The organism is Pseudoalteromonas sp. S1727, assembly GCF_005886375.1.
GTDB classification, from domain to species: Bacteria; Pseudomonadota; Gammaproteobacteria; order Enterobacterales; family Alteromonadaceae; genus Pseudoalteromonas; species Pseudoalteromonas haloplanktis.
Genome location: NZ_PNDT01000017.1, coordinates 36,008 through 49,451 on the forward strand (window position 1 = coordinate 36,008; position 13,444 = coordinate 49,451).

Sequence of the window (13,444 nt, forward strand, 5' to 3'; positions counted from 1 at the left end):
AGCCATATCACAGACAAAAATACGACAAAAGCATGGTTAATATCACAGTATCAAAATAAAAAATCAACACGCTCTAGCAGCACAGCTAATCAGATCGTAGCTTTAAACCAATTCAGCAAGCCATTGATTGCTCAGGGTAATTACTTTGGATCGTTCCATATTATTTTTAATAGCAGCCTACTGAATACGTATTCAATAGTAAATCAACGCAGATTATTTTGTCGTTTTGAAACTCGAAATGAATATAGAGAGGCTGCTTTATGGATTTATACGTTAAAAAGTAACAATGCACTTACTGTTTGTAAGTGCATCGTCGTGTCTCAAAAAATTTTACAGAGCATATTTGATATTTACTTTATAACGTGTTGCCACTTGTCAGTAAGCTTAACAACATTCAATCCATACCATGCAATAAAGACATAACATAGAGCAGGAATAATAAAGCTGATCTGAATATTCACCACATCAGCAACCACCCCCTGAATTAATGGTATCAACGCACCACCAACAATAGCCAAACACAACCAGCCTGAGCCTTTACTGGTCAATGCACCTAATCCTTGAATAGCCACTGAGAAAATAGTTGGAAATAATATAGAGTTAAATAAGCCAATCGACAGGACTGCATATAATGCGATATTCCCTTGTGTGAAAATGGTGACTAGCAATAGCACAATTACCACAGTGGCATTGAATGCAATGGCTTTTGATGGCGCTATTTTTTGTAGTAAAGCAGAGCCGATAAAGCGCCCTACCATAGCTCCTCCCCAATAATAGGCAATTAAAGCTGCGGCCGCATGCTCTTCTAGGCCTGCAATATGTGCTTCACCGAAAAAGTTAACTAAAAAACTACCGATCGCCACTTCACCGCCTACATAACAAAAAATCCCCACAACTCCCATCACTAGATGAGGAGCTTGAGTTAAAGAGTGACCTTTCGTTTTACAATCTACTTCTTCTTTATGCGATGCTATTTCCGGTAGTTTTAAAAAGGCGAACACCACTGCAATGGTTAATAACGCAGCGGCCAAAACCAAATAAGGGATTTTCACTGACTCAGCAGTGGCTGCCGTTGCAGTTAAAGACCCTGCGGCACCAAAAAATAATATACCGCCCACATAAGGACCAACAGTGGTTCCCAGAGCATTGAGTGCTTGAGCTAAGTTCAATCTAGAAGAAGCTGTTTTCTCAGGACCAAGTGCAACAACGTATGGGTTAGCAGAAACTTGCAGAACAGTAATACCACCAGCCAGTACAAATAAGGCAGTTAAAAATAACCAATATTCGTGTACAACCACCGCAGGGTAAAACAGCATACACCCTATTGATGCAACAATAAGCCCAGTAAGCACCCCATTCTTATAGCCAAATTTATTGACTAGCAGGCCGGCAGGTAACGACACGATAAAATAAGCACCAAAGAAACAGAACTGTACCAGCATTGCTTCTGTGTAGCTTAAATCAAACACCCCTTTTAAACGTGGGATCAACACATCATTTAAAACTGTGATAAATCCCCAGAGAAAAAATAGGGTCGTCATGGCCGTTAAAGGTAACAGGTAATTTTTATTTTGTTGCGACTGTTCGGTGACAAAGCTTTTATTTGTATTTATTTCACTCACGTGATTTTCACTCCATTAACAAGTTAAGAACGATTCTACACATTGAGAAAATAAGATCACAAAATTTTAATTGGAACGTTCCGCAAATTGTGACGCGATTCATAAACATGCTAAGTTCAAAAAGTATTACTTACCAAAAAATAAAAGCTTCATTTATTAACAAGGGCCACAAAGGCCCCTCAGTCTATTTTTATTTTAGTTATGGCTATTCGATAAGCTATAAAAAGAGGCTTGCACGTAATCATTCGCATCGCCGATATTATTCTGATTATAAACACCGGCTTTAAAATACATATATTGATCATCGCCTGTATGGTAACCACTTTTACTCATATCAACCTTTTGCGTAACATCAGGTTTGCCATCACGCATAATGGTGACCAACAGCGTGTTGCCAGTTACTTTAATTGAGTAACTAAAGATCTCTCCTAACTCAATACCATCATTCGGATTAGCGGCACTGCTACTACTTGTGCCAATCAAGTCGTATATTTGATCACTGCCACCACTGGGTTCATGGGCTAAATAAATAGATCCTTTGCTATGGCCGCTTAATTTACGATAGTAAAGACGAGCAGGTTCATCATCCTTGGCATGAATTTGGCCAATGATAACACGCCCTACTTGTGAGCTATCGCCTGTGGTTGTTACGTGATCGACTTTCAAGGTAGCTGTTAGCTCGCCATCAATTCCACCAGCGGCATTTTTATCTTCTGTAGAATAGCTTGAAAACACCCAATTATTTTTGTTGATGCCTTGAGTACTAATACTCGTATCACCAGCGCGAAGCATTTCACGTAGCTCACTTCGGCTATAGCTCGTGTTAGTTGATGTTTTTGGCGCATCGATTTCCACTTTAAAAACCATAGCCCCATCAGAGCCTGTATAAAACCATTGCGGATGTTCATAACCTGCAGCGAGCCGTGTTTCAGATATAGAATCTGATTTACCATCTCCATTTTCGTCAATTGGCACACCTAAGTACCAATCAGTTAAGTCAAAGTTAGCTGAAGGCGCTACATTAGGGTTTAAAGCAGTTAACTGTGCGGTATTTTTATATAAGTCAATCCAGTTCAGTTCGAAATCGCCATCAGTCATAGCGAGCTTTAGCGTATGCACTCCCGTGGTTAAAATTCCTAAATCAACACTTTTTGTTTCCCATTGTGTTGTTGCAGGAACAATAAAATCAGTTTTTTTTATGCCATCAATAAGCAATCTAATTGAGCCACTACCAGTAACAGATGCAATACGCAAATTGGCAGTGTATTGGCCACTACTACCAACATTAATTTCGTACTCTAACCACTCTTCATCAGTTATAGAACCTATGCTATAGCTTCCAGATGAATCGGTTGTTTGCCAAATATCTACATCCCCCTCACGTAATTCACCACCTTGATTTCCTGGCGTAGAATCATATGAGGAAGTGTAATTTTCAGCTTCAATCAAACCAGGGATAACTAAGGCACCTTCATCGGTTTCTGAAGTGAATTTTATGTGCGTTATATTATTCGCAGTCTCATTGCTATCACCCAAATCAACAATTCTAAAATAGCGTGCAGTAACATTATTAGCTAAGTAAAAAGATTCGAACTGAGTCGTATTGGCCGAACTCCCTGTATCTAATAAGGTGGTCCAATCCTGATTATTGTTAGATGACTCAAACTTAAAGTAAGTAGTACGTTCATCCCCTTTATAAAATACAAGATGCACAGCACTTAATGTTACAGGAGCAGAAAAATCAAAATTGATCCATTGATTTTCTAGTTCATCAAATTCATTTTCAACAGCATTGCCATTGTTATTTGAAGTATTAACGCTCGATGGCGTTGACGAATCACAGCCAACAAGCCCAAACAACAACGTGCAGACTAAAATACTACAAAAAAGCCGTATAAACCTCATTACTTACCCTTACATTTACAGTGTGTGCGACCCAAAAAAGGTTAAAACCAATTAGTTGAATTGGTAAAAACCATAAGTAACAAAACTCTAACACAACATCAAGAAATAACTAACAAAAAAACCACGCTCAATTATGGAAAAACAAGCCACATATAAGATTAAAAATAAACACATTCTAAACAATCACTTAATTAACGACTGTGTTTAACAATTATTGAAGGACAGCAACAAACATTACCAATTTAAGTTACCAATACAAAATACCAATTTAATATCAATAATAAATTAAAAGACCAGAGCAAAACAAAAATAGCGAACTATACTAAATTAGTGATACTAATTTATGCACAAGGACTAAACATGAATAAAACACTTCCTTATTTGCTAACAACTATTTCTTGTTTCGTTAGTTCATATGCTCACAGTGAATCATGGGATTTGAAAATTGAACCTTATTTGATGTTCACCAATATCGACGGTGATTCAACAATTGGTACTGTGGATACACCGCTGGAAGTGAATTTTGACACCATATTAAACAACCTTGATAGTGGATTTATGCTTAGAGGTGAAGCTTTTCATGAAAGTAATTGGGGCTTAATGTTTGATTGGGCTTTTATGGATTTAAGTAAGTCTTTGTCACAACCCGCTTTAGGCGTGCTTGATGCAAGAGTCAGGCAAGGCGTATTAGAAGTCTCCGTTGCGTATAAACAGTCTAGCCCTAGTTTAGGAGAATGGATTAATTATGTTGGTCTACGTCGTTGGGATAACAGTTATGAATTTAACCTTGAGCCCAATAGGTTACCATCGACATCATTAGTCGACCGAGATGAAGATTGGGTCGATCTTATATTAGGTTTTAAAGTGGATAAACAGCTTGCAGATAACTGGTTATTCACTTCATCGGGCGATATAGGTGGGTTTGGCTTATCGGCCAAACTAACAGCAAGCTTAAAACTAGGGGTTAGTTATAAGTTTAGCGATCATTGGGACGTTTCTGCTTTGTACAAAGGCACATACGTGAATTACCATACAGGTGATGAAGATGATAAAAGTTATTTTGAATACAAAACCATCACCCATGGGCCAATTATTAGTGCATCGTATCAGTTTTAACAATACTATGCTTTTGCCCATCTCATTTTATTATTTGTATCGCGGCTTTTAATGATTGTTTTATCTGAACTTTCAACACCGCCAAGTTTAGCCAAGCGGTCATAAAGCACTACATTGCAAGTGGCCGCTAAGTTCATACAGCCTATAGTTGGAACGTACACCACTTCATCACACCATTTCAGCACATCTTTACTAATAGAGCCATCTTCAGGGCCAAAAATATAAAATGCATTGTCAGGATGAACAAATTCAGGCAATGGGGTGGCCCCTTCAATAAGCTCAATCACCACAACTGTTGCCCCTTCAGGTTTAGCTTTTGCTAAATCAGCGACAGGCGTGAGTGGGATCCGCTCCACCACATTCTTTGTATCGGTATGGAATTTTTTAGCATTTAAATACCGTGTACCAGTAAAAAATACCTGATGTGCATCATAACAACCGGCAGCTCGTAATACTCCCCCCACATTGGTTGGACTTTTAGGGTTTATCAGGCCAATTGTTGCCATCAAATTTGTCATTAATCGCAATCCTTCATCGGCCATTGAGCAACATACAAGTCAAAGTCATCAAAATCGACATCACAATCTTTGACCGTTTTACCCTGAACTGAAATATCAAGCTGATGCATTTTTTCTTTACTACCGTTATTACGCAACGGGTGCCAAGATGCCAGCCCTCGCCCTTCGTGTAAACGTCTATAGCTACAACTTGGCGGCATAAAGAAAATACTCGCCAAGTTTTCTTTAGTTAATTTGACACAGCTTGGGACAAGGGTTTGACGATTTTCATAATCACTACAGCCACAGCTTTGTTCATCTAAATACTGACAAGCAATATTAGTAAAAAGTAACTCTTCACCTTCGCGCAGTTGCTCTGTTACAGTAAACTCATCATCATAATCACTGTCAATGAGTGTATTTAAACAACATTTACCGCAACCATCACAAATAGCTTCCCATTCATTTTGTGACATTTGCTCAAGTGATTTTTTAAGCCAAAATTGGTTTTCTAACATAGTTAAACTCAGCGCCCCATTGAGCGCGCATTTTAACGTAATCAACTACGACGCGCAAAGCCCAATAGCTTTGTGCGCCGTTTTAAGTGATTATTGCTGTTTTTCAACCCAACGTTTGATCTTGGCTTCTAGGATTGGCATTGGTAATGCACCATCAATCAATATTTGGGTATGAAATTCTTTGATATCGAATTTATCGCCTAAAGCCTGTTTACAGTAATCACGTAGCTCTTGAATTTTAAACTGACCTAATTTATAGGACAGCGCCTGACCAGGCCAAGCAATATAACGCTCAACTTCGGCCACCACATCTGTAAATGCCATCGATGAATTAGCAAGCATGTAATCAATCCCTTGCTGACGCGTCCAGCCTTTGGCATGAAAACCGGTATCGAGCACTAAACGCATGGCACGTAATTGCTCATCAGATAAACGACCATACCACATATATGGATCGGTAAATAAACCCAGCTCTTTACCTAAGCTTTCTGCATATAAAGCCCAGCCTTCTGCGAATACCGTGTAGCCACCAAATTTACGAAATTCAGGAAGTGACTCAACCTCTTGCTGCAAGGCAATTTGAAAATGGTGCCCAGGCGCCGCTTCATGGATAGACAATGTTTCTAATAAAAATTTAGGCTGTGCTTTTAAATTAAAGGTATTAACGTAAAAAATACCTGGTCGAGAACCATCCGGCGCGGGGGATTGATAAGATGCACCAGCGGCAGATTCAGCACGAAAATCTTCAACGGCTTTTACAACATAGTCGGCTTTAGGCACTATGTTGAATAATTTAGGCACACGTGCATCAATTTTTATTTTCACTGCTTCATAAGCGGCAATTAGTTGCTCTGGTGTGTCAAAGTAGAACTCATCAGAATCACGTAAATGGGTGAAAAACTCACTTAAGTCACCTTCAAAGCCAACCGTCTCTTTTACTGCTTTCATTTCATTTAAAATGCGTGACACTTCTTGTAAGCCAATTTCGTGGATTTCATCAGCGCTCAAGTTCAACGTTGTATTTTGCTTTATTTGATACTCATACCACGCTTTACCATTTGGTAATTCGCTGTAGCCGACGGTTTCACGGCTATTGGGAATATATGTGGTGGCTAAAAACTCACTCATGTTCGCATAAGCAGGCACTAACTTATCCATAATGAGTACACGATACTGCTCTGTAAGTTGTTGCTTTTGCACTGCACTGAAATCTGCTGGTAACTGTTTTATAGGACTATAAAAAAGCGATTGTTCAGCACTACTAACTACATGCGCTTGAAATTGTGGTAATAACTTTTCAGCAAGCGGCTTAGGTAACACCACACCTTGTTTTATGCCTTGGCGCATTGCAACTTGTACCGATGATAACCAAGTCACAAATCCCTCAGCACGATGGATGAAATCTTCGTAGTCTTGAACAGTAACAAAAGGTTGTGCACTTTGTGCTGAACCAAAGCCTGCAAAAGTATTATGCGCGCCTGACATTTGGTTGATTGGTAATAAATAACGAGGGAATTGAAAGCCTTCTATCGTTAATGCTAAATCTCGCTCAAGTATTTCGTAACTTAATAACGCTTGACCAGTTAAATGCTGCTGATCTATTGCTGCCAAACGCTGCTGATAGTCTTTATAAAAAGCGTACTGCATAGCTCTGTTTTGTTCATTGCTGGGGGCTGTAAACTGGTCATTGTATTGACGGTATCCAATATATGTCGCATCAAGTGGGGAAAATTGTAACGACTCTACAAAGTACTGCTCGACTAACGCATCTAATTGTTGGCTTGCAGTAGTAGCAGTTTCTGAAAGAGTTGCTGTTTGTGAAGTGGGATTATTATTGACTGTGTTCGAACATCCAACTAAGGCGCTAAGCACGCCGGCAACCAACAAAGTAATCTTAAATGTATTCATAATTTTCCCTGAGTGTAAGTATTACCAATAATTATGCGACTTTGCTGCAGCTAAATAAAGAAAATGCGACGGTCAACGCGTTTTGTTTACAGGAGAAAAGCTCCCTGCTACATTGCCATATAAAATAACCAAAAATTAGAAAACAATGAATAAATTATCATTATCAGCTTCATTAAGCTTACTGTTTGCCAGTGCATTTAATGCTCAAGCTTCTACGTACATTACAGCTAAAGCAATGCTTGATGTTAATAATGGCAAATTAATTAATGCTCCCCTTATTCAAATCGACGATGGAATTATTACCAAAGTAACCAAAGGTGCAGTACCGCAGCTGCAAGCAGGTGATCACCATATTGAACTCTCTGAGCTAACGCTTGTACCAGGTTTAATGGATATGCATGTGCATTTAACTAGCGATCCAACCGTACCTCGCAGCGAACGTATTGGTCAGTCAATACCACGCAAAGCAATAAAAGCGGCTTACTTTGCCGAAAAGACGCTTATGGCTGGATTTACCACATTACGTAATGTTGGTGCAGACGGTTACAGTGTCATTGCTGTACGTGATGGTATTAATGCCGGTGATATTATAGGCCCGCGAATTTGGGCTGCTGGTCCATCATTAGGAGTTACGGGTGGCCACTGTGATAACAACCGCCTACCGCCTGAAATGAAATACACCGCTGAAGGCGTTGCCAATGGCCCATGGGCGGTGCGCGAAAAAGTGCGTGAAAACATCAAGTACGGTGCCAATGTTATTAAGTTCTGCGCCACGGGCGGGGTGTTTTCAAAAGGCACAAAAGTGGGCATTCAACAATATAGTCAAGATGAAATGAACGCGATTGTAGATGAAGCCCACATGCGCGGCCTAACTGTAGCAGCTCATGCTCACGGTACAAGTGGGATAAAAGCCGCGATTGTCGCCGGTGTAGATAGTGTTGAGCATGTTAGCTTTGTTGACGATGAAGCAATTGCACTTGCAAAAAAACATGGCACCTGGTTTTCAATGGATATTTATAACACTGAATATACCCTCACCTTTGGTGAGCAAAATGGGGTTGCTGAAGAAAACCTAGCTAAAGAGCGCCAAGTTTCTAAAAAACAACGTGATAGTTTTAGCCGTGCAGTAAAAGCCGGCGTAAATATGGTGTTTGGTACTGATGCTGCAATTTACCCTCATGGTGATAATGCCAAGCAATTTTCACGAATGGTTGAGTTTGGTATGACACCACTGCAAGCTATTCAAGCCGCAACAATAAATGGCGCTAAATTGCTAAAAGTTGATAATCAGCTTGGGCAAATTAAACAAGGTTTTGCAGCAGACATCATTGCAGTCAAAGGCAACCCTTTGCAAGATATTACCTTGCTAGAAGATGTCGCATTTGTAATGAAAGCAGGAGTAACATACAAATAAGTATTGGTGTGGGGGCTGATAGCCCCCTCGCTTTTGAGGTGGCTATAAAACACACTCCTTGTAAACCATTGGAAAACAAAAGGTAATAAACTTTCGTAAAATAAAATAATTTGCCTGTTCTAGGTAATTAACACTTGAAATACAAATGCAACACATTATCATTGCTAAAAACAATTCAATGATAACATTTTATGACGACCCATAAACTTTCACTACTTTCCCTCGCCTGTTTAACATCTTATAGCACTTTAGCTGCTGAACAATCAGATATTGAGCACATCTCAGTTTATCAAAAGCAAAACCATGTCGTGCTTAATTCTGGGTTAGCGACTAAGTCTGATATGTCGCTAATGGAAACTCCCGCACCAATTGTAGTCGTTGACCAAGAACTGATAAATTCGCAAGGTGTCGATAACTTACAAGATTTAGCACGTAATATTAGCGGCGTAACACAAGCCGGTAACAACTACGGCATTGGCGATAACTTAATTATTCGTGGCTTAGGTGCAAATTACACCTATGATGGCATGTACGGTGGTGCAGGTTTAGGTAATACCTTTAACCCAACACGGTCACTGACTAATGTTGAAGCCGTAGAAGTTCTTAAAGGTCCTGCTACAGGTTTATATGGTATGGGCAGTGCGGGTGGTGTAATCAACCTAATTGAAAAGAAACCAGAGTTTGAAGCCAAACACACAGTTCAAGCTGAAGTAGGCCAATGGAATACTTACTCGCTATCGTTTGATAGTACTGACGCGATCACAGATAACCTTGCATACAGAGTGAATGTTAAAACTGCACGTAGTGATGGTTATCGTGATTTAAAAGATGACAGAGATGAAATTTACAGCGCATTGAAATATGTGTTCGATGACAAGCAAGATATCATGATTTCAGCAGCTTATATTAAGGATGCCATTGCTGTTGACTCTATAGGCCACCCTATCCGTATTTATAATGCGCAGTCTGTAGATGGTAAAACAGCAGGACAAGTTACAGCAGATGATTTAGTTAACGATCCAACCTCTGCCGGTCTGCAATTATCAGATGCGCAACGTGAGCAATTAGCTAATTCACTAGCTGATAGCGATGGTTTAACCCCGTATAAATTCGGTCATCGTGGTATTATTTCACCAATGGCGAAAGATAATGAAGGTGAAGAATTACGCTTTAAGTTGACGCATAACTATTATCTAACTGATGATTTATTTTTGAACCAACAATTACAATACCGTAATTATGAATCGAGTTTTGCCCGTCAAACCGGTGCATACAATTATGTGTATTGGCAACGCAATGGGGTGATCAATGCAGATCCTCGTGCACCTTTGGTGGTTGATGATGTGCTATATCCATTTGCAGCACGACGCCAAGAATATCGCCAAGTTGAGGCAGACGAAAAGTCATGGCAATATTTTGCAGATTTACGATACGACTTTACCCTTGCAGATATTGATAACGAATTCTTAGTAAATGCAAACTACGAAGACCGTGATATCCGCTTTACGCAGTATTCTATTTGGGATAAAGATTACGTTCTAACCGATAAAAACGGCGATGTAACTTATCAAGGCGCTTTACCTTATATTTTAGATATTCGTAACCCGAATTGGGGCGAAGGTCAATTTAGTGATTACGATCCGCTAAAAACCAGTAATTATAATAAAAAAGTACAAGCCTGGGGGTTAGGTTTACAGCATGTAGCCTACATTCACGATACGTTTACCACACGAGTGGGCATCGCTTACAACGAAATTACCCAAAAGTATGAACATTTAGGTGTTGATGCCCGGTACCGTGCAAGTGCCGCTGCAGCAACCCCAGAAGCCAGTACCTCAGATAACGGCTTAACCTATAATCTAGGTGCGACATACAAACCAAGCGATGACGTTTCTATTTTTATTAACCATTCAAAAGGTCGCACAGCATATAGTGTTTTAGGTTCAGTTGCAGGTAATGAGGCCGACCGTGATGATGCGCAGTCGCTCAGTACTGATTTAGGTATTAGAATGAAAGGCTTTGATGATCAGCTCCTCGCCTCATTAGTGGTGTTTGATACCGCAAGAACTAACTTAGAGTATGTAAACCCTGCATTTGACGACATGAATCCTGATCCATCAATACCAGAGAGTTTTTTTGATGGCGAAGAAAAAACCCGCGGTGTGGAACTTGATTTAAACGCCTATTTAAATGAGCAATGGAAAGTGAACATCAATGGTGTTTATCAGGATGCCCGTGATAAACAAAACCCCAACTCAAGTACGTTTGATACCCGTCAAAAAGGCGTGCCATATGTCACTGCAAGTAGCTGGTTAACATATAGCGCTCACTGGTTTGAACTTTCAAAGCCACTAAAAATAAGCGCCGGTGTTAAATACGTTGATGATCGCAGTACTAACTCATCATCATTTGGCATCCCCGATGGCTATGTGCCAAGTTATACTATTTATGATGCCGCATTGAGCTACAACACCGATAAATGGGGATTGCAGCTCAACTTAAATAACTTATTTAATAAAGTGTATTATTCAAAAGCCATGTTTTTAGGCGGCATGCCGGGTGAAGAGCGAAATGCGAAGTTAACCTTAAGCTATAAACTATGAGCTAAGTGAGGATACGAAGTTAAGCGCACAAACTGTGCGCTTTGCATTCTTTCAAATTAAATTTTTACGACAATTCGGCCGTTAATTTCACCTTTTAACATATCGTCAAAAATGTCATTAATATCATCAAGGCGCTTTTCCTCAATAATTGCTTTAACTTTGCCTTGAGCCGCAAACTCTAAGCACTCTTGTAAGTCTTTACGCGTGCCAACAATTGAACCAACCACTGAAACCCCGTTTAACACGGTATCAAAAATCGGCAGCGGCATTTCCTCTGGGGGTAAACCGACTAATACACATTTTCCGCCGCGACGTACACTTTTGTATGCTTGTTCAAATCCCGCTTTAGACACCGCCGTACATACAACAGCATGTGCGCCCCCTACTTTGTCAAAAATAGCTTCACTGGGTACGCATTCTTTAAAATCAAGTGTTATATCTGCACCAAGCTCAGCAGCTAAAGCGAGCTTCTCTTTACCTGTATCAACAGCAATCACGTTTAAACCCATAGCCTTAGCATATTGCACAGCAAGGTGGCCAAGCCCACCTACACCGACAATGGCAACCCACTGCCCAGGCTTTGCGTCCGACACTTTCAGTGCTTTATAAGTGGTAACACCGGCGCAAAATAATGGTGCGGCTTCTGAAAAGCCTAAACCATCAGGAAGTTTAACTACATAATCACCATGCGCTAAACAATATTCTGCATAACCGCCATCAATTGAATAACCCGTATTATGTTGCGATAAACACAAGGTTTCTTTGCCATCTAAACAAAATTCACAATGCCCACAAGCGCTATAAAGCCAAGGGATACCCACACGATCACCGACTTTTAAATGAGTAATATTACTACCGAGTTGTTCTATTACCCCCACGCCCTCATGGCCTGGTACTAACGGCATTTTTGGCTTTACTGGCCAATCACCATGACAAGCATGTAAGTCTGTATGGCACACCCCACATGCGGCAATTTTTACCAGCACATCATTAGCTCCCACTGCGGGGATGGGTAAATCAGTAATTTCTAAACGGCCTTTGTATTGTGTATTAATTGCAGCTTTCATATTCATTCCTTCGGTTGTGAGAGAGTCAGTAAATAACGGTTAATTATAGTTATGATTAAGTCATAACTTAACATAGCACGACTGCACAAATATTAATCTACATCAAGTTTTTTGCGAATAGTTTTTATACTTAATTCGATGATAAACGCTAAAGCATTGCTTAGCACTTGCTATCACCTTCCAGCGTGCTAGCATAGCTTTCATTATTTATTGAAACTTGAGCAGCAATGACATTATCAGATAAAAATTTTGCTTTTGTAATGCACTGTGGTGAGATGGGCAGCCGCTGGGGCTTTAATCGCACAATTGGGCAAATGTGTGGGCTTTTGATCATCACTAAAGAACCTATGACAGCAAATGAAATTGCCGATGCTTTAAGCATCTCGCGCGGTAATGTCAGCATGGGGATCAAAGAGTTACAATCTTGGCGCTTAATTAAAGTGCAGCATATTCCCGGTGACAGAAAAGAATACTACGCCCCCGCCGGTACTATTTGGGATATGGCCAACCGCGTATTTGAAGAGCGCAAAAAACGTGAAATAGACCCAACCTTAAGCCTATTACGTGACAACATATTAGAAGAAGCCCACAACGATGATGAGCGTTTCGCTCAGCAACAAATGCAAGAAATTCACGACTTGTTAGAGACCGTCACAAAGTGGTCATCAGAACTACAACGCTTAAGCCCTGAGCAACTGCAAAGCCTAATGAAGCTAGGCTCAGGCATCGGCAAAGTACTCGACTTTAAAGATAAGATATTGAAGAAACCGTAAATTAGGTTCAAGGTTCAAGGT

10 protein-coding genes are annotated in these 13,444 nt (G+C 40.1%); 4 read left to right on the forward strand and 6 right to left on the reverse strand.

Translation table 11 applies throughout. The features are described 5' to 3' along the window. Positions 1-350: 350 nt before the first annotated feature. Together CWB85_RS05830 and CWB85_RS05835 are read right to left on the reverse strand one after the other, a co-directional pair. The gene (locus CWB85_RS05830; protein ID WP_016706605.1) at positions 351-1,622 is read right to left on the reverse strand and encodes a sugar MFS transporter; all 1,272 of its coding nucleotides are present in this window, start codon (positions 1,620-1,622) and stop codon (positions 351-353) included. 195 nt (positions 1,623-1,817) lie between these two features. Next, positions 1,818-3,527 (reverse strand): polysaccharide lyase family 7 protein, encoded by a 1,710-nt coding sequence (locus CWB85_RS05835; RefSeq protein ID WP_171038990.1) that lies wholly within the window; start codon positions 3,525-3,527, stop codon positions 1,818-1,820. A 360-nt stretch (positions 3,528-3,887) separates the two neighbouring features. Here CWB85_RS05835 and CWB85_RS05840 point away from each other — a divergent pair, with 360 nt between their 5' ends. Then, on the forward strand, positions 3,888-4,643 hold the full coding sequence (locus CWB85_RS05840) for a hypothetical protein (protein WP_016706607.1): 756 nt from the start codon (positions 3,888-3,890) through the stop codon (positions 4,641-4,643). Between the two features lie 5 nt (positions 4,644-4,648). Here the strand turns inward: CWB85_RS05840 and CWB85_RS05845 are convergent, their stop codons facing one another. The 3 genes from CWB85_RS05845 to CWB85_RS05855 form a co-directional block, all read right to left on the reverse strand. Next, positions 4,649-5,161, reverse strand: a complete 513-nt coding sequence (locus tag CWB85_RS05845; protein ID WP_016706608.1) for an RNA methyltransferase — start codon at positions 5,159-5,161, stop codon at positions 4,649-4,651. Next, entirely contained in the window at positions 5,161-5,658 is a 498-nt protein-coding gene (locus CWB85_RS05850; protein ID WP_016706609.1) for a YcgN family cysteine cluster protein, read from the reverse strand. Before CWB85_RS05850 ends, CWB85_RS05845 begins: the two co-directional genes overlap by 1 nt. Positions 5,659-5,748: 90 nt before the next feature. Next, a complete protein-coding gene (locus tag CWB85_RS05855; protein WP_138554368.1) occupies positions 5,749-7,566 on the reverse strand; it encodes a DUF885 domain-containing protein in 1,818 nt (605 codons plus the stop codon). A gap of 145 nt (positions 7,567-7,711) precedes the next feature. Between CWB85_RS05855 and CWB85_RS05860 the strand changes: the two genes are divergently transcribed. Beyond that, on the forward strand, positions 7,712-8,980 hold the full coding sequence (locus tag CWB85_RS05860; RefSeq protein WP_016706611.1) for a Xaa-Pro dipeptidase: 1,269 nt from the start codon (positions 7,712-7,714) through the stop codon (positions 8,978-8,980). Between the two features lie 191 nt (positions 8,981-9,171). Beyond that, positions 9,172-11,583 carry a TonB-dependent receptor gene (locus CWB85_RS05865; RefSeq protein ID WP_138554369.1) on the forward strand — a complete coding sequence of 804 codons (2,412 nt, stop codon included), beginning with the start codon at positions 9,172-9,174 and terminating at the stop codon, positions 11,581-11,583. Positions 11,584-11,639: 56 nt separating this feature from the next. On the opposite strand, the gene adhP is transcribed toward CWB85_RS05865, so the two are convergent. Next, positions 11,640-12,650, reverse strand: a complete 1,011-nt coding sequence (gene adhP, locus CWB85_RS05870) for an alcohol dehydrogenase AdhP (RefSeq protein WP_138554370.1) — start codon at positions 12,648-12,650, stop codon at positions 11,640-11,642. Positions 12,651-12,877: 227 nt separating this feature from the next. On the opposite strand from adhP, the gene CWB85_RS05875 reads away from it, so the two are divergent. Beyond that, on the forward strand, positions 12,878-13,423 hold the full coding sequence (locus tag CWB85_RS05875) for a GbsR/MarR family transcriptional regulator (protein ID WP_016706614.1): 546 nt from the start codon (positions 12,878-12,880) through the stop codon (positions 13,421-13,423). Positions 13,424-13,444 lie beyond the last annotated feature (21 nt).